17 protein-coding genes are annotated in these 15,911 nt (G+C 67.5%); 7 read left to right on the forward strand and 10 right to left on the reverse strand.

Annotated features, from left to right (window positions below; genetic code table 11):
* Window positions 1-68 precede the first annotated feature (68 nt).
* A complete protein-coding gene (glgX, locus tag G537_RS40205; protein ID WP_034853203.1) occupies window positions 69-2,204 on the forward strand; it encodes a glycogen debranching protein GlgX in 2,136 nt (711 codons plus the stop codon).
* Between the two features lie 9 nt (window positions 2,205-2,213).
* Here glgX and G537_RS43975 read toward each other — a convergent pair whose 3' ends face one another.
* A complete protein-coding gene (locus G537_RS43975; RefSeq protein WP_155888804.1) occupies window positions 2,214-4,043 on the reverse strand; it encodes an ATP-binding protein in 1,830 nt (609 codons plus the stop codon).
* Between the two features lie 11 nt (window positions 4,044-4,054).
* Window positions 4,055-4,309 (reverse strand): hypothetical protein, encoded by a 255-nt coding sequence (locus G537_RS43185; RefSeq protein WP_081689082.1) that lies wholly within the window; start codon window positions 4,307-4,309, stop codon window positions 4,055-4,057.
* 272 nt (window positions 4,310-4,581) lie between these two features.
* Between G537_RS43185 and G537_RS0127245 the strand changes: the two genes are divergently transcribed.
* The 4 genes from G537_RS0127245 to G537_RS0127255 all read left to right on the forward strand — a co-directional run bounded on the left by G537_RS0127245 (window position 4,582) and on the right by G537_RS0127255 (window position 7,884).
* Complete coding sequence (locus tag G537_RS0127245; RefSeq protein WP_026872787.1) at window positions 4,582-5,172, forward strand: hypothetical protein; 591 nt, start codon at window positions 4,582-4,584, stop codon at window positions 5,170-5,172.
* Window positions 5,173-5,588: 416 nt separating this feature from the next.
* Window positions 5,589-6,500, forward strand: coding sequence for a phosphotransferase family protein (locus G537_RS0127250; RefSeq protein ID WP_026872788.1), 912 nt, complete (start codon window positions 5,589-5,591; stop codon window positions 6,498-6,500).
* Window positions 6,501-6,657: 157 nt separating this feature from the next.
* A complete protein-coding gene (locus G537_RS43980) occupies window positions 6,658-6,960 on the forward strand; it encodes a hypothetical protein (RefSeq protein ID WP_155888805.1) in 303 nt (100 codons plus the stop codon).
* 456 nt (window positions 6,961-7,416) lie between these two features.
* Window positions 7,417-7,884, forward strand: a complete 468-nt coding sequence (locus tag G537_RS0127255) for an NUDIX hydrolase (RefSeq protein WP_026872789.1) — start codon at window positions 7,417-7,419, stop codon at window positions 7,882-7,884.
* On the opposite strand, the gene G537_RS0127260 is transcribed toward G537_RS0127255, so the two are convergent.
* Window positions 7,881-8,828, reverse strand: a complete 948-nt coding sequence (locus G537_RS0127260) for an AEC family transporter (RefSeq protein WP_026872790.1) — start codon at window positions 8,826-8,828, stop codon at window positions 7,881-7,883. The two genes, G537_RS0127255 and G537_RS0127260, sit on opposite strands and share 4 nt — an antisense overlap.
* A gap of 148 nt (window positions 8,829-8,976) precedes the next feature.
* Between G537_RS0127260 and G537_RS0127265 the strand changes: the two genes are divergently transcribed.
* Complete coding sequence (locus tag G537_RS0127265) at window positions 8,977-9,372, forward strand: SgcJ/EcaC family oxidoreductase (protein WP_051249199.1); 396 nt, start codon at window positions 8,977-8,979, stop codon at window positions 9,370-9,372.
* Window positions 9,373-9,468: 96 nt separating this feature from the next.
* Window positions 9,469-10,350 carry a DMT family transporter gene (locus G537_RS0127270; protein WP_051249200.1) on the forward strand — a complete coding sequence of 294 codons (882 nt, stop codon included), beginning with the start codon at window positions 9,469-9,471 and terminating at the stop codon, window positions 10,348-10,350.
* Between the two features lie 66 nt (window positions 10,351-10,416).
* On the opposite strand, the gene G537_RS0127275 is transcribed toward G537_RS0127270, so the two are convergent.
* The 7 genes from G537_RS0127275 to G537_RS40220 all read right to left on the reverse strand — a co-directional run bounded on the left by G537_RS0127275 (window position 10,417) and on the right by G537_RS40220 (window position 15,836).
* A complete protein-coding gene (locus tag G537_RS0127275) occupies window positions 10,417-10,644 on the reverse strand; it encodes a hypothetical protein (RefSeq protein ID WP_026872793.1) in 228 nt (75 codons plus the stop codon).
* Window positions 10,645-10,762: 118 nt separating this feature from the next.
* Window positions 10,763-11,575 carry a methyltransferase domain-containing protein gene (locus G537_RS40210; RefSeq protein WP_034853204.1) on the reverse strand — a complete coding sequence of 271 codons (813 nt, stop codon included), beginning with the start codon at window positions 11,573-11,575 and terminating at the stop codon, window positions 10,763-10,765.
* Window positions 11,576-11,683: 108 nt separating this feature from the next.
* Entirely contained in the window at window positions 11,684-12,538 is an 855-nt protein-coding gene (locus G537_RS0127285) for a metal ABC transporter permease (protein ID WP_211230525.1), read from the reverse strand.
* Window positions 12,535-13,392: a metal ABC transporter permease gene (locus tag G537_RS0127290; RefSeq protein WP_034853206.1), complete on the reverse strand. Its 858-nt coding sequence runs from the start codon at window positions 13,390-13,392 to the stop codon at window positions 12,535-12,537. Before G537_RS0127290 ends, G537_RS0127285 begins: the two co-directional genes overlap by 4 nt.
* Window positions 13,389-14,186: a metal ABC transporter ATP-binding protein gene (locus tag G537_RS40215; protein ID WP_064742224.1), complete on the reverse strand. Its 798-nt coding sequence runs from the start codon at window positions 14,184-14,186 to the stop codon at window positions 13,389-13,391. The genes G537_RS0127290 and G537_RS40215 overlap by 4 nt, the downstream gene beginning before the upstream one ends.
* A complete protein-coding gene (locus G537_RS0127300; RefSeq protein WP_211230526.1) occupies window positions 14,173-15,087 on the reverse strand; it encodes a metal ABC transporter substrate-binding protein in 915 nt (304 codons plus the stop codon). Before G537_RS0127300 ends, G537_RS40215 begins: the two co-directional genes overlap by 14 nt.
* 128 nt (window positions 15,088-15,215) lie before the next feature.
* Window positions 15,216-15,836: a helix-turn-helix transcriptional regulator gene (locus tag G537_RS40220; RefSeq protein ID WP_051249201.1), complete on the reverse strand. Its 621-nt coding sequence runs from the start codon at window positions 15,834-15,836 to the stop codon at window positions 15,216-15,218.
* Between the last annotated feature and the right edge of the window lie 75 nt (window positions 15,837-15,911).

Raw genomic sequence — 15,911 nt, forward strand, 5'->3', positions numbered from 1 at the left:
GGAGAAGCAATTGAACCGTACCGGGGACATCCGTGAACAGGATTGGGGCGGAGCTGGAAGGGAAGCGGATGAGGAAACCGGTACGCCCCGCCGTGCGGGTGCTGGAGGGGCAGCCCTTCCCGCTCGGCGCCACCTGGGACGGGCTGGGCGTGAACTTCGCCCTGTTCTCGGCCAATGCGACCCGGGTCGAGCTGTGCCTGTTCGACGACGAGGGCAAGCGCGAGACCGCCCGGGTCGAGCTGCCGGAATACACCGACGAGGTCTGGCACGGCTACCTGCCCGACGCCCGCCCCGGCACGATCTACGGCTACCGCGTGCACGGCCCCTGGGAGCCGGCCGCCGGCCACCGCTTCAACCCGAACAAGCTGCTGCTCGACCCCTACGCCAAGCGCCTCCTCGGCCAGCTGGCCTGGGACGACGCCCTGTTCGGCTACACCATCGGCGCGCCGGAGGAGGACCTGTCCTTCGACACCCGCGACAGCGCCCCCTTCATGCCGAAATGCCGGGTGGTCGACCCCGCCTTCACCTGGGGCCGCTCGCGCCCGCCCGCGGTCGGCTGGGACCGAACCGTGGTCTACGAGCTGCATGTCCGCGGCTACACCATGCGCCACCCGGCGGTGCGGCGTCGGCACCGGGGCACCTTCGCCGGGCTGGGCCACCCGGAGGTGGTCGGCCATCTGCGCAGCCTCGGCGTCACCACGGTCGAGCTGATGCCGGTGCACGCCTTCATCCAGGACCGGCACCTGCTGGACCGCGGCCTGAGCAACTTCTGGGGCTACAACACCATCGGCTTCTTCGCGCCGCACCCGCTCTACTCCGCCACCGGCGAGACCGCGGAGTTCAAGGAGATGGTGGCACGGCTGCACGACGCCGGGCTCGAGGTCATTCTCGACGTCGTCTACAACCACACGGCCGAGGGCAACGAGCGCGGCCCCACCCTCTCCTTCAAGGGCATCGACAACGCTTCCTACTACCGGCTGATGCCGCAGGACGGCCGCCACTACATCAACGACACCGGCACCGGGAACACGCTGAACCTCAGCCACCAGCGGGTGCTGCAGATGGTGACCGACAGCCTGCGCTACTGGGTCACCGAGATGGGGGTGGACGGCTTCCGCTTCGATCTCGCCACCATCCTCGGCCGCGAGGCGCACGGCTTCGACGAGGGCGGCGGCTTCCTCGACACCTGCCGCCAGGACCCGGTGCTGGCCGGGGTGAAGCTGATCGCCGAGCCCTGGGATCTCGGCCCCGGCGGCTACCAGGTCGGCGGCTTCCCGCCGGGCTGGGCGGAGTGGAACGACCGCTTCCGCAACACCGTGCGCGGCTTCTGGAAGGGCGACGAGGGCAAGGTCGGCGACCTGGCCTCGCGCCTCGCCGCCTCCGGCGACCTGTTCAACCGCCGCGGCCGCAAGCCCTGGGCCAGCGTCAACTTCGTGACCGCCCATGACGGCTTCACCCTGCACGACCTCGTCTCCTACAACGACCGGCACAACGAGGCCAACGGCGAGGACAACCGCGACGGCCATTCCGACAACCTGTCCTGGAACCACGGCGCCGAGGGCCCGACCGACGACCCGGCGATCCGCGACCTACGCGAGCGGCAGAAGCGCAACCTCCTGGCCACCCTCCTCCTGGCCCAGGGCACGCCGATGATCCTGGGCGGCGACGAGTTCGGCCGCACCCAGAAGGGCAACAACAACGCCTATTGCCAGGACAACGAGATCGGCTGGGTGGATTGGGAGGCGATCGGCGAGGACGGCCGGAAGCTGACCCAGTTCGTGCGCCGGCTGATCGCGCTGCGCCAGCGCTTCCCGGTGCTGCGCCGCAGCCGCTTCCTGACCGGCCTCTACAACGAGGAGCTGGACGTCAAGGACGTGGCCTGGCTGCGCCCCGACGGGCGGGAGATGGAGAACGGCGACTGGTCCAACGGGCAGACAAGGTGCCTGGGCATGCTGATCGACGGCCGCGCCCAGCCCACCGGCATCCGCCGCCGCGGCTCCGAGGCGACGCTATTGCTCCTCCTGAACGCCCACCACGAGCCGGTGCCCTTCCTGCTGCCGGAGGTGCCGGATGGCGCCTTCTGGACGGCATTGGTGGATACTGCCGATCCGGAGGCCCCACCCCGCGGGCGCCTGCCGGCGGGGGAGACCTTCGAGCTGCAGGGCCGGGCGATGGTGCTGCTGTCGGCGCAGACGGGGGTGTGAGATCTTTCGCTACAGGGTCTCGGCTGCATCCGCGAGCTCTGGCATCTCGCCGGCTTGTCGATTGACTCGCAGCGCCTTGCCGATTGCCCGCCGTACGTTTTGCATAGCGTCAGCGAAATCGTCCGCTGCCATAGATAGACTTTCCGGAGACGAAGCGGTTTCGAGAGCCTTTTGATCCCATTCCTTATTCAATTGCTTAGCGAGCGCATAGACTACAGTTCGGCCAACGCGGAGCACCATCGTCCGTTCCGAATGCTCAAGCGCCAAGCGGCGCATTATCTCAGGGTCATTGGCGTCCGCGTACTCAGCTTCAAGTTGTGCCTTCATCTCCGAAATTGCTGGATAGGTTAGGTTCACAAAAAGTTGTCCGGCGTCCATGTAGAAGCGTGCTGCCCGCCCTCGAAGGCCTTTTTCTTCAATCTCAGTTTCGTCACGAAGCAGGACGATCTCTGGAGCACGCTCAGCATTCTTAAATATCTCGGCACGCTTCGCTCCAGTGGGGACAATAGAAAGATCAGTCGGACGCTCACGCGTGCCGGAGCCGCTGCCGCCGCTCTCACCGCGTTCCCTCTCGGCTCCCGGCCCATAGCCCACTTCCACAGGTTCCGATCCCTGGTGCATAACCCTTGGACTGATGCGCTTTACACGAAGCTGGTTCAAAAGCTTTTGAAGCTCGTTCCGAATCTCGTCACTCGATTGACTATCTGGTGCGAACGATGAAATCAGCTCGATCAACCAAGCAGGCCGATGTTCACGCACAAGCTCGGCAAAGTGCGTGGCCTCGACCTCGCTCTGGTCGCCCATCATGTATTGAAGTGAGGTTCGGTAGGCCTCGGGTACCACCGGGTAGTCTGGTGGCAATTCAATGTGAACCGAAATGTGCTTAGCGCCGAAAGTGATTCCGAAGATTGGCGCATCGAACATCCAGGTACGACTCTTTCGCACATCGTACATTTCGTCTCGATAGACGATCGCACACGTACTGACCGCGGAGGCCACAGCGCCACTGATGGATTTGTTATGCCCAGGTCCTGTCGTCTTTTCGTAAGGCGCGTCAAAGAGATAGTGAATCTTTATTCCGCCGGGGACATCGACAGTCTCATAGCGCTCAAAAAACTTCGGTACACGTTGGGGAATGGTTTCAAATTGTCTATTTCCATCTAGCTTGTTTGCCCCCTTCTTCAGAGTTACCGTCACTCCATCGGGCAGCCTATAAAAACGATGGTAAAGATAAGTAGCAAGCCATTGACTATCCTGCTCCGGGTCGCCGTTGTACGGATCCCGTACGGTGTCCTGTCCGGCATTGTTCCCGAGCAGAACGACTTCGGTCCACTCTTCATCGAGCGAACGGCCATCCTCGACTGCCAACTCAGTGGCATCAATCACCTCATAGTATTCGCCCGTCTCTGGATCAAGGCGACGGAGCCGTCCATAAACCCCCTCGCGTTTGCATAGAATGACCTCGTGAACGCGCCCATCCTTGCAGGACCGATAGCGCATCCCGAGTTGATTGGATGGAAGTGAGGCGACCTTTGCACCCATCCCAAAGTTGCCAGTAAGACTTTTCTCTTTCCCATGCGAAGCCGCGATATTGCAGATATGCATGAGCTTCGCCGCATCCATGCCGGGACCGGTGTTCCAAATTGCCAGTTTTGGCACTCCGCCCATATTGATAGCACTGACTTCGACAAGACGGCGGCCTTCAGGAGCCAGCTTGGCAGCCTCGAGAGCATTCTGCATCAGCTCGCGAAGCATCATCGTCTTCGGACAGCGCTCGATAAGGCTGCTCACCAAAAAAGGTTCGTCAGCAACTTCCAGAGCAGCGACAGCGTTGGTCATATTGCAGACTCCTAGAGTTTAAAACTCCCGCCGATCTTGCCTCGTGGGTTCTCAAAACGACTTTCGACTACAGAAATGGCATCCCTTAAAGCACGAATGATCTTACGGACTTCGGCACTCTCAAACTCGTAAATTTGTCGATTCGATAGATTCCCAATGCGGGAGATGGCCTCAATTGCCTTATTGGTCCTGCTCTCTGCCAGCTCCCGAAACTTAGCGTGCTTGGCTTCGATCTGAACGGGCTTTTCGGACTTCGCTGCGGCCATGGCATCCATATCCATCGAATTTCGCGCACATATTGCGCGACAGTGTGACGAAAGGATGGTGATTCGCTTGAGCTTCTGTCAATGATTCTCACACATATTTCTCAAAATATCGTTCCAATATGCGTTTTGGGAAGCGGCTCCGCCCTTGCGCCGAAGGCTGGGTGCAGGACCGAGGAGAACTGCGTCCCAGCCGCATTGGAGAGACTTTCCGCTGCGTCCACCCGCTCGATCCATGCTACCGTAAGATTAGTTCCAGCAGGACGGACCACCCCATGCCCGCCCTCCTCCCCGCCGAGCTCGCCTGGTATGTCACCGGCCGCTTCTACCAGGCCGAGCAGGATGGCCCGGTGGCGGATTACGGCTATTTCCTGCACCTGCCCTTCCTCGACGTGCCGCTGTTCGACGGCAAGCGCAGCGAGGCGACCGCCCATTTCACCTTCGCCGCCAGGCCGTTCCAGGCGCGGGGCGTCGGCAACGGCGCGCTGCAGCTCGGGGTCGATCCGGTCGGCGAGTTCTCGCTGTACCTGCAGCGCCGGCCGGCCGGGACCTTCGACGACCCGGCCTCTTTCGCCCAGGGCGAATGCATCGCCACCTTCCGCCGCACCAGCCTGGTGGTCGGCACCACGGTCACCGCGCCCGACGGCACGGCGGCGGCGGCGCTGGTCGGCACCAACGTGTTCTCCGCCCGCCTGGTCGCCAGCACGCCCTTCGACTTCGCCGGCGGCCGCCACGACGTCGCGGAGCATCTCGGCCGGGGCGTCACCCAGTTCGGCACCGCCGCGGGCGCGCCGATCCAGCCGGCGCCGCAGGGCTACGCGCTGGTGGTGCCCTTCACCGGCTCGGCCATCGCGCTGGGCCGGTAGCCCGATCACCCCCGGTCCTGCGGAGGTACGGATAGCCGCGGCAGGCCTGTTGCCTCTCCCGCTTGCGAGACCTTTTCAGAACACCCGCCCTCATCGTCATTGCGAGGAGGCGAAGCCGACGAAGCAATCCAGGGGCCGGTGCGAGCCGCCCTGGATTGCCTCGCAGCGCTCGCAATGACGGTGTTGGATATCTGAAAAGAACTCGCTTGCGGGAGAGGCAATCCGCTCTCGCATCCACGACTGTCCTGCCGATCCGCAGATGTGCGAATCCGGCAGCCGTTGCAGGAGGGGACGGGAAGGAAGTGAGGGCTGGCTTGATCCCGCAAGCAGAACGGCGCTTCCCGCTTCGCCGGGCGCCTCGCCACCGGGCCGCGGATGCGCTACCTCTTCACGGCCTGGCGATGGGGATGGAGCGCATGACCGCGGCGGAACACGACAACTGGGCCCGGATCCTCCGGCGCGTCGCCCCAGGCGCCCGCCTGCGGACCGTCCGCCCCTTGGCCGGTGGCGTCTCGGCCCAGGTGGTGGCGCTGGAGGTTGCGCATCCGGACGGGCGGGCCGAGACCCTGGTGCTGCGCCGGCACGGCGCCACCGATCTGGCGCGCGACCCGGACGTCGCGACGCACGAGTTCCGGCTGCTGCAGGCGCTGCAGGCGGCCGGCGTGCCCGCGCCGGCGCCGCTGCACCTGGACACGAGCGGCACGATCCTGCCCACGCCCTTCCTGCTGCAGGGCTTCGTCGAGGGCGACACGGAGGATGTGCCGGCCGATCCCGACGACCATATGCGCCGGCTGGCCGAGGCCCTGGCCGCGATCCACCGCGTGCCGGCCTCCGCCGTGCCGTTCCTGCCGCGGCAGGAGGATCAGGCGGCGGCGCTGATCGCCCGGCACCGGCCCGAGCCGGACGAGACCCTGGCCGAATCCCGCCTGCGCGCCGCCCTGGCCGCCGCCTGGCCCCCGCCCCGCCGCAGCCCGATTGCGCTGCTGCACGGCGACTTCTGGCCCGGCAACCTGCTGTGGCGCGGCGGCCGGCTGCAGGCGGTGGTGGACTGGGAGGACGCGGCCGTCGGCGCCCCGCTGGCCGACCTGGCCAACGCCCGGCTGGAGCTGTTCATCGCCCATGGCGAAGACGCCGTGGCCGCCCTCACCCGCCACTACCTCGCCCTCTCCGAAATCGACACCACCGCCCTCCCCCTCTGGGATCTATGGGCGGCGCTGCGCCCCATCGCCGGCCTGCCCGGCTGGGGCCTGGAGCCGGAGGAGGAGCGCCGTCTGCGGGAACGGCACCGCGCCTTCACCGGCCGGGCGCTGGCGGCGGTGGGCGGATAGGCACGAAGTCGCATCATCCGATTGACACGCCGGCTGGTCGATGATGGCATCGTCATAGAGCAGAATTGATTTGCATGAGAGATTTCCGACAGTGCGTGCCGCGCCGGCGTAGTGAGCGGGCGCCGTTGTCGCCTATATGAGATCAGGGTCGCCGCGGATGAGCACAGCCTCTCGTTCCAATCTGATCTTCTTTTGCGGAATGATCGCCTTAGCTGCGAACTGGATTTTCAACAGCTATCAAGATTTCAATCTTCCCGGATGGCTTCAGTTTGCCCAATCAACCTATGGAGTGTTTGCCGCCAATCTGATGGGCACACTTTCCATGCTGATATTCTTGTGCCTCATGCACGGAGAAAGCCAAGCGATCGAAGGGATATCGCCAAGGGCGAAGAGAATATTTAAACGGATTTCTTTGTGCCTTATTTTGCTTATTGGCCTGACGTCGGAATGTTCCTTCTAGAACTGCACTCAAACAGGTAGCTGCCTATGCCCCAAGATGAGCCGACGCCCTCGGCGTCCACACGATCGCAAGGAAGCCGCCGATGAGAATTCACCTTCGCTTCACACGATTCTGGTTCGGCGGAATTGCTGCGTTCCTTATGGCGATCCTTTTTACAAACTATAAAATTTTTAATCCCGACGAATGGTTTCCTTTTATCAAAACAACAGCAGGATCTCTTACAACTCATCTCGCATCTTTGATTTTTAGCTTCTTATTTTTACATTTTATGATGCGCCATGCTCAAGAATTAGGAGAGATACCGAGAAGATCAAGAACTATTCTAAAATCGACATTATATTTTTTTGCCGCCATCTTCGTCTTGACATTCTCACTACTCATGATCGTACTGGTCGCGGGCGGATAGCGGCCACGCCATACCATGACTAGCGAGCCCTCGAAGGCGACATAAGGCCGATGCAGGAAATCCCGATCCGAAGCTTCGCCGTCTCGGTCGTCGTCGTCCGGCATGTCGCATCGGGAGCCGAGGTGCTGCTGCTCCGCCGCACCCGCTCACTCGCGGGAGAATGGTGCCAGATCGCCGGGGCCATCGAGCCCGGCGAGACCGCCTGGCAGGCGGCGCTGCGCGAGACGCGGGAGGAGACCGGGCTGGTGCCGGATCGGCTGTACTCCGCCGATATCTGCGAGCAGTTCTACGAGGCGGACCGCGACGCCATCAGCCTGCTGCCGGTCTTCGTCGGCATTGCGCCGCCGGACGCCGCGGTGCGGCTGAACCCGGAGCACAGCGAGTTCCGCTGGGTCGGCTTCGACGAGGCGGCCGGGATGGTGCCCTTCGCCGGCCAGCGCCATGTCCTGCGTCATGTCGAGCGGGAGTTCGTGGAGCGGGAGCCGAGCCCCTGGCTCCTGATCCATCCGCGCGACTAGCCCGCCCGTGCCGCGAGCCCCGACAGGGCCGTGAGCCAGATCAGCAGCGTCGGCACCGACAGCAGCGTCGTGACCGAGACCGTCGCGGCCACCAGCGGCTCCTCCACCTTGTACTCGCCGGCCAGGATGTACATCGTCTTCGCGGTCGGCACGGCGGCGCAGACGACGGCGGCGATGGTGTAGAGCGGGTTCAGGCCCGACGCCACGCACAGGCCGTAGACGATCAGCGGCATGATCACCAGCTTCACGGCCGCGAGCATCACCGACATCCCGAGATTCGCGCGCAGCCCCGCGGCCGACAGGCCGAGCCCGATGGCGAAGAGCGCGCAGGGCGTCAGCGCCGCCGCGAAGATGTTGAGATAGGCCGCGACCGGCGCCGGGATCGGCAGCCCCGCGATCGCCCAGGCCAGGCCGATCAGGGTGGAGAGCACCATCGGGTTGAGCAGGATCTGCCGCGCCAGCGCCGCCGGGCGCACCGACCGCCCCGGCCGGCCGCGCCCGTCGCTCTCCAGCAGGATAACGGCCGCCGGGAACATCACCCCCGCCACGAACACGGTGGCGATGGCGGCGGGCAGCACGGCGGGCTGGCCGTAGATCGAGTGCAGGATCGGCAGCGCCACGAAGCCCGTGTTGGTCATCGCCGCGGCCATGCCGTGGATCGTGCTGCTGGCAAGGCCGAGCCCCTGCCCGGCCCGGACGGCCAGGAACACCAGCGCGAAGCACAGGGCGGAGCCGCCGCCGAAGGCCAGCAGGAAGCGCCATTCCAGCAGGTTGCGCGCCGGCTCCTGCGCGATGGTGACGATCAGCAGCGCCGGCATCGCGACGTTGTAGGCGAAATGCACCAGCCCGTCGGCCAGCGACCGCGGGACATAGCCGGACCAGCCGGCCAGCCAGCCGGTGACGATGATCGCGAACACGGGAAGAACCAGGTTGGCGACGTCCATCTCGGCTTGCTCCCATCGGGTGCGGCCTGCGCATGGCGAAGCATAGCGCACCGGGGGTGTCGCCGGGGCGAGCATGGATCCGTTGCGAAAGATCCCGTGCTGCGGCTCTCATTATCGGGCCGCATTGACGCCCGACAGGGAGGAAGAGATGTCCGACGCCGCACCGCACCCCGAGGCGCTGTTCGAACGCTACCAAGCGCGCTGGCAGGCCGGCGACATGCCCGGCTGGGCGGAGCTGTTCACCGAGGATGCCGATTTCGTCATCTGGCGCGGCCTCTGGTGGAAGGGCCGCGGCGAGATCCTGGCCGGCCACCAGGCGGTCGACGCCTTCATCCGCGGCCAGTTCGCCGCCTACCGGGTCGAGCCGCTGCGCATCCGCAGCCTGACCCCGGCGGTCGCGGTGGCGCATGCCGCCTGGCGCTGGCCCGGCTTCCGCGAGGACGCGCAGGCCCCGGCCGAGGACCGCACCGGCCTCGTCTCCATGGTGCTCAGCCGTGACGACGGCTGGCGGATCTCGGCCTCACACAACACCCGCACGGCGTGACGGGAGACCGAGGGCGCCGCCCGCGCGGCGAACATTGCTGACAGACCATTGTCAGGAGCCTTGTGCTAGAGCATCGCCGATGCCGGAGGAACGGCGATGCACCACGACAAAGGCATGGGGCTGGGCACGGGTCTCATCGTGGCGTCCGCCGTCGCCTACAGCCTGGCCGGATACTTCACCCGGCTGATCGAGCTGGATGTCTGGACCGTCCTGTTCTGGCGCGGGATCTTCGCCGGCGCCTTCATCGGCGCCGTCGCCGCCTGGATGCACCGGCGCGACATCGCCGGCATGATCCGCGCCATGGGCTGGCCGAGCGTGTGGGCCACGATCCTGTCCGCCATCGCCTCGATCAGCTACATCAGCGCGCTGCGCCTCATCCCGGTGGCGGAGGTGATGACGGTCCATGCGGCGCTGCCCTTCGTCGCCGCGCTCCTGGCGCTGGCGGTCACCGGCGAGCGCGAGGATTGGACCACCCTCGCCGCCTGCCTCGTGGCGCTGGCGGGTGTCGCGGTCATCTTCGATCCCCGCGCCTCCGCGGGGCATATGGCCGGCTACGGCTTCGCCGTCCTGATGGTGCTGTCCTACGGCGCGCTGATGGTGGTCATCCGGCGGCACCGGCACGTGTCGATGCTGCCGGCCGCCTGCTTGTCGGCCTTCCTCTGCGCGGCAATGGTGCTGCCCTTCGCCAGCCCCGGCAGGGTCTCGACGGCGGAGATGGCCGAGCTGGCCCTGTTCGGCACGGCCCAGTTCGGACTCGGGCTGCTGCTGATGACCGTCGGCACGCGGCTGATCACGGCGACCCGCTCGGCCCTGATCGGCAGCCTGGAAAACCCCCTGGCGCCGCTGTGGGTCTGGCTGGTTTTCAGCGAGGCGCCGTCCCCGTCGACCTGGATCGGCGGCGGCATCGTCATGGCCGCCGTGGTCGGCGATGTCCTGCTCAGATCCGCCCGCAGCCGACGCGCCCTCCGCGCGGCTTGACGGCATCGCCGATCCGCTTCGGTGGGCGCGTGACCCTGCGGATGGATCATCGCGAGTTCCTGGAGATCAGTGCGGAAGGACCACCTTCTGGGCCTGAACATCGATCACGGAGAACTCGTGGTCCGGAAACGAGCGCAGGCCCGCTTCCAACGCGGCGTCGGAATCCGCGTAGAAGCACATCACCTTGCCGCGCCGGACGAAGGCATAGTGTGACGGCGCCGACGTCCCCAGCTCCGCCAGGAACTTCGCCAGCGCATCGACATCTGCTTTGACGGCGTGTCTATGGCCAGCCATGGCTCCCCCTGCCGGACCAGGACGTCATGATAGGCCGCGGCTCGGCTGGCGGCCAGGGATCGATATTCCCAACCCGGGCGTCTCGACCGGTCCTTCGTCAGCAGGTGCCCCGCGGCAGTTACACCCGTGCCCAGGCGCAGAACTGGGCCGGGCCCACCACCTGGCTGCGCGCGGCCACCGCCGCATCGCGCAGGCGGTCCTCCAGCGTGTCGATGTCGGCCGGCACGGGCGCGCCGATCCGCGCGAGCTGCGGCCGCACGCTGCGCAGGGTCTGCACGAACCAGGCGTAGACCGGCGAATCCGGGCCGCCGCCGACCGGGGTCTCGCAGAACAGGGCCGGCGTCCCCAGCCCCGCGTGGTGGAAATGCTCGACCAGCCGGCTGGCGGCGTCCGGATGCGGCAGCACCGAGGCGAAGGCCGCCATGACCCCGTCCCAGATCTGGCTCACCAGCGGCACCGGCGGCCGCGTCGGGCTTTCGCCGCAGAGCACGAGTTCGTGGAAGGCGACGGCGCCGCCCGGCCGGACGCGCGCCGCCGCGGCCCGGATCATCGCCGCGGGGTCGGCCTGGTGGACCAGCACGTAGCGGCCGACCGCCAGGTCGAAGGGCGCGGGATGGTCGAAGGCCTCCGCCTCGGCCACATGGAAGGCGACGCCGCTGCGGCCGAGGGCCCCGGCCCGGCCGCGGGCGGCCGCGACGGCCTCGGCGCTGCGGTCGATCCCGACCACCGTGCCGGTGGGGCCGACCAGCTCCGCCGCCAGCAGCGACACGTCGCCGGTGCCGCAGCCGATGTCGAGCACCCGCATGCCCGGCCGGATCCCGGCCTCCAGCAGCAGGCGCCTCGTGATCGGCCGCAGGATCGCCGCCTGCAGCTTCAGGCGGCGCAGCTCGGCGCCGGAATGGCCGAGGATGTAGGGAACGTCGTCTGGCATCTCCGTTCGCCTTCGCTAGGGTTCGCGGCCGGCCCGGTCGGGCCGGCCATGTCCCCAGCGTGGCAGCGATGCGCGGAAGCGACGGTTACCCGGGTCACAGCGGAGCGGTCAGGCGACGGCCCGCTGCCGCAGCAGCCCCTTCTGCGGGGCGAACAGGAAGGCCAGGCCGAACAGCAGGGCCTGGACCACCACGATCGACGGGCCGGTGGCGCCGTCGAGCCAGAAGCTGGCGAGAGTGCCGATAACGCTCGACAGCACGGCGGAGCAGACCGCCACCGCCATCACCCGGCCGAAGCGGTCGGCCAGCAGCAGGCCGACGCAGCCCGGCGTCACCAGCATCGCCATCACCAGCACCACGCCCACCGCCTGCAGCGCCGCGACGATGGTGGCGGCGACCAGCAGCAGCAGGATCAGCTCCAGCCGCCGCGGCGAGATCCCGATCGACCGGGCCTGGCCGGGGTCGAAGCAGAACAGGATCAGATCCTTGCGCAGCAGCAGCACGGCCAGGAGGGTGACCGAGCCGACCGCGAGCGTCTGGATCCTGTCCGCCGGCTCGATGCCCAGCAGGTTGCCGAACAGCACATGCATGAAGTGGATGTCGCTCGGCGTCTCCACCAGCAGCACCAGGCCGAAGGCCAGGAATCCGGTGAAGACGATGCCGAGCACGGCGTCGCTCTTGACCCGGCAGCGCGCCTCGATCGCGCCGGCCGAGAGCACGCAGGCCATGCCGCTGGCGACGGCGCCGAGCGACATCGGCAGCCCGGCGACATAGGCCAGGATGATGCCGGGCAGCACCGCATGCGAGATGGCATCGCCGGCCAGCGCCCAGCCCTTCAGCACCACGAAGCAGGACAGCGCGGCGCAGACCGTGCCGACGAAGGCGGCGATCAGCATCGCCTCGACCATGAAGCCGTGGCGCAGCGGCTCGGCCGCGGCGTCAAGCAGGGACAGGAGTGTGTTCACGGCCCCGCCTCCTCCACCCTCGCCCGCCGCAGCAGCCCGTGCTTGGGCGCCAGGGCCAGGGCGACGAGGAACAGCCCGGTCTGGAACAGCACGATCAGCCCGCCGGTCGACCCGTCCAGGAAATAGCTGGCATAGGCGCCGGCCATCGCCGTCACCGTGCCCATCGCGGCGGCGAGCCCGAGCATGCGCGGGAAACGGTCGGTCAGCAGGTAGGCGGTGGCGCCGGGCGTGATCAGCATGGCGACGACCAGCAGCGCCCCCACCGCCTGCAGCGCCGACACCGCGGTCAGGGACAACAGGCCGAGCAGCAGCAGGTGCAGCCGCCCGGTCGGCAGGCCGATGGCGCGGGCGTGCTGCGCGTCGAAGCAGTACAGCAGCAGGTCCTTCCACGTCACCGCCACCACCAGGACGCAGCCGGCGCCGACGGCGAAGAGCTGCCACAGATCCGCATCGGCGATGCCCAGCAGGTTGCCGAACAGGATCGTGGTCAGCCTGAGATTGCTGGGGAACAGCGAGATCAGCAGCAGGCCGAGGGCGAAGAAGGCGGTGAAGACGACGCCGATCACCGCGTCGCCGCGCAGCCGCGTGGCGCGCTCGATCGCGCCGATCCCGACGACCGCGAGCATGCCGGCGATGACGGCGCCGAGGATGAAGGGCGCGCCCGCCAGATAGGCCAGCGCGACGCCCGGCACCACGGCGTGGGACAGCGCATCGCCCAGCAGGGACCAGCCCTTCAGCGTGACGAAGCAGGACAGTACGGCGCAGACCGCCCCGACCGCGCCGCCGCCCAGGATCGCCTTGACCATGAACTGGTAGCCGAACGGCTCGGCCAGCAGGTCCAGCAGCCCGGTCATCCCGCCGCCTGCAACCGCAGCTCGGCTTTGCCCAGGCCGGCCAGGCCGAAGGGCAGCTGGTGCAGCGCGCCGCCGAAGGTGTGGGCCAGGTTATCGGCGGTGAAGACCTCGTCGACCGGGCCGAAAGCGACGAGGCTGCGGTGGATCAGCGCCGCCTGGTCGCAGAATTCCGGCACGCTCGCCAGGTTGTGGGTCGACACCAGGATCAGGTGGCCGGCATCGCGCAGCCCGGCGAGGATCCCGGTGATGGCGCGCTCGGTCTTGACGTCGACCCCGGTGAAGGGCTCGTCCAGCAGGATGATCCGCGCCTCCTGCGCCAGCGCCCGGGCCAGGAACACCCGCTTGCGCTGGCCGCCGGACAGCTCGCCGATCTGGCGGCCGGCGAAGTCCTGCATCCCGACCCGCTCCAGGCTCCGGGCCACCGCGTCGCGGTCCGCGGCCGACGGGATGCGCAGGAAGCCCATGCGGCCCTGCCGGCCCATCATCACCACGTCGCGGACCGAGACCGGGAAGCTCCAGTCCACCTCCTCGGTCTGCGGCACATAGGCGACGATGTTGGCCTTCTGCGCCCAGGCCACAGGACGGCCGCAGATCTCGACCGAGCCCGCGGCCGGCGCGACGAAGCCCATGATCGCCTTGAACAGGGTCGACTTGCCGCTGCCGTTCATGCCGATCAGGGCGCAGATGCTGGGCCGGTCGAGGGTCAGCGAGACGTCGCTGAGCGCGACGTTGCCGGCGCGGTAGCGGACGGTGACGCCGGAGACGGCGATGGAGGGAGCCTCACTGCCCGACATCGAAGCCCTCCTGGATCAGCTTGGCGTTGTAGCGCAGCATGGCGAGATAGCTCGGCGCCGGCCCGTCCTCGGTGGTCAGGCTGTCGACATAGAGCGTGCCGCCGAAGCGGGCGCCGGTCTCCTGCGCCACCTGCTGCATCGCCTTGTCGTTGACCGTGCTCTCGCAGAACACCACCGGCACATGGCCGCTGCGCACCGTGTCGATCACCTTGCGGATCTGCTGCGGCGTGCCCTCCTCGTCGGCGTTGACGGCCCAGAGATAGCCCTCCTTCAGCCCGTAGTCGCGGGCGAGGTAGGAGAAGGCGCCCTCGCAGCTCACCAGCATCCGCTGGTCGGCCGGGATCTTCGCCAGCGCCTCGCGGATCGGGGCGTCCAGCGCCTTCAGCTCGGCGGTGTAGGCGGCCGCGTTGCGGTCGTAGGTGGCGGCGTTGGCGGGGTCGAGCGCGACCAGCGCCTTCCTGATGTTCTCGACATAGATCACCGCATTGGCCGGCGACATCCAGCTGTGCGGGTTCGGCTTGTCGGTGTAGGGGCCCTCGGTGATCGAGATCGGCTGGATGCCGTCGGTCACCACCACGCTCGGCACGTCCTCGACGCCCTGGAAGAACTTCTCGAACCAGCGCTCGAGGCCGAGGCCGTTCCACAGCACCAGGTCGGCGTCCTGCGCCTTGACGATGTCGAGCGGCGTCGGGTCGTAGTCGTGGATCTCCGCCCCCGGCTTGGTGATCGATTCGACGATCGCCGCGTCGCCGGCCACGGCCTGGGCCATGTCCTGCAGGATGGTGAAGGTGGTGACGATCCGCTTCGGCCGCGCCGTCTCGGCCGCAGCGCCCCCGGCCGACAGCACGCCCGCCAGCGCCAGCACCGCCGCCAGCGCGCCCAGAACCTTCGACCTCACCATGAGCCTCTTCCTTCGCATCGCCATCCCGATGCGAATCCCTCGCATCAATTCAAATGTAGCTCAAGCTAAATTTTGAGATGCGAGCTTAATAGAAGCTCATGAGCTTCGTCTTGATGCCCCGGCTGGCCTCACTTACCCGCGATCAGCCCGGCCCCCAGCAGCAGCCGCACCAGCGCGGCCTGGCGGTGCGTGCCGGTCTTCTCGAACACGCGCTGCAGATGGATGCGGACGGTGGAGACGGAGACCGACAGCTCCTCGGCGATCGGCCGCAGCCCGGCGCCGCGCAGGCTCAGCAGCGCCACCCGTGCCTCCGCCGTCGTCAGACCGTAGAGGCGCTGCAGCGTCGCGGGCGACGGCTCCGGCCCGGCTTCTGGGTCGAGGATCAGCAGCATCGCCGGCGCCGGGGCGCGGTCCGCCGGCCGCAGGGCGGAGCCCAGCGGCGCCGCCTGCACCGCATAGGGCCGCGCGCCTGAAGGGCGGCTGACGGCGAGGCAGCCGCCGGCCAAGCCGGACTCCGCCGGCGCGATCAGCCGCTGCAGGGCCGCATCCTCGGCCGGCCGCCACGCGCGCAGCACGCGGCCGAGGCCGATGGCCAGCCCGTCCCGGGCGGCGACGACGGCCGCGGCCGCCCGGTTCAGGAACAGCACCCGTCCGCCGGGCGCCACCAGCGCCATGCCGTGGGCCAGCCGGTCCAGCGCCGCCAGGGCGTCGTCCCGCTCCAGGGCCGGTTCGTCGAGCAAAGCCAGCATGTCGGTCCCTCCAGATCCCTGCCGCGATCGCGGCTGACAGGGATCCTGACCGGCACCGGCTTACGGATGGCTTAC

The organism is Inquilinus limosus DSM 16000, assembly GCF_000423185.1.
In the GTDB taxonomy this organism is placed as follows: Bacteria; Pseudomonadota; Alphaproteobacteria; order DSM-16000; family Inquilinaceae; genus Inquilinus; species Inquilinus limosus.

Excerpts from the sequence above, each read along its gene's own strand:
- G537_RS0127300 (WP_211230526.1), bottom strand. The coding sequence starts at position 15,087 with ATGGTGAGGTCGAAGGTTCTGGGCGCGCTGGCGGCGGTGCTGGCGCTG.
- G537_RS40215 (WP_064742224.1), bottom strand. The coding sequence starts at position 14,186 with ATGTCGGGCAGTGAGGCTCCCTCCATCGCCGTCTCCGGCGTCACCGTC.
- G537_RS0127245 (WP_026872787.1), top strand. The coding sequence starts at position 4,582 with ATGCCCGCCCTCCTCCCCGCCGAGCTCGCCTGGTATGTCACCGGCCGC.
- G537_RS0127250 (WP_026872788.1), top strand. The coding sequence starts at position 5,589 with ATGACCGCGGCGGAACACGACAACTGGGCCCGGATCCTCCGGCGCGTC.
- G537_RS0127260 (WP_026872790.1), bottom strand. The coding sequence starts at position 8,828 with ATGGACGTCGCCAACCTGGTTCTTCCCGTGTTCGCGATCATCGTCACC.
- G537_RS0127290 (WP_034853206.1), bottom strand. The coding sequence starts at position 13,392 with ATGACCGGGCTGCTGGACCTGCTGGCCGAGCCGTTCGGCTACCAGTTC.
- G537_RS0127255 (WP_026872789.1), top strand. The coding sequence starts at position 7,417 with ATGCAGGAAATCCCGATCCGAAGCTTCGCCGTCTCGGTCGTCGTCGTC.
- glgX (WP_034853203.1), top strand. The coding sequence starts at position 69 with ATGAGGAAACCGGTACGCCCCGCCGTGCGGGTGCTGGAGGGGCAGCCC.
- G537_RS0127275 (WP_026872793.1), bottom strand. The coding sequence starts at position 10,644 with ATGGCTGGCCATAGACACGCCGTCAAAGCAGATGTCGATGCGCTGGCG.
- G537_RS0127265 (WP_051249199.1), top strand. The coding sequence starts at position 8,977 with ATGTCCGACGCCGCACCGCACCCCGAGGCGCTGTTCGAACGCTACCAA.
- G537_RS43975 (WP_155888804.1), bottom strand. The coding sequence starts at position 4,043 with ATGACCAACGCTGTCGCTGCTCTGGAAGTTGCTGACGAACCTTTTTTG.
- G537_RS0127270 (WP_051249200.1), top strand. The coding sequence starts at position 9,469 with ATGCACCACGACAAAGGCATGGGGCTGGGCACGGGTCTCATCGTGGCG.
- G537_RS43980 (WP_155888805.1), top strand. The coding sequence starts at position 6,658 with ATGAGCACAGCCTCTCGTTCCAATCTGATCTTCTTTTGCGGAATGATC.
- G537_RS40220 (WP_051249201.1), bottom strand. The coding sequence starts at position 15,836 with ATGCTGGCTTTGCTCGACGAACCGGCCCTGGAGCGGGACGACGCCCTG.
- G537_RS40210 (WP_034853204.1), bottom strand. The coding sequence starts at position 11,575 with ATGCCAGACGACGTTCCCTACATCCTCGGCCATTCCGGCGCCGAGCTG.
- G537_RS43185 (WP_081689082.1), bottom strand. The coding sequence starts at position 4,309 with ATGGCCGCAGCGAAGTCCGAAAAGCCCGTTCAGATCGAAGCCAAGCAC.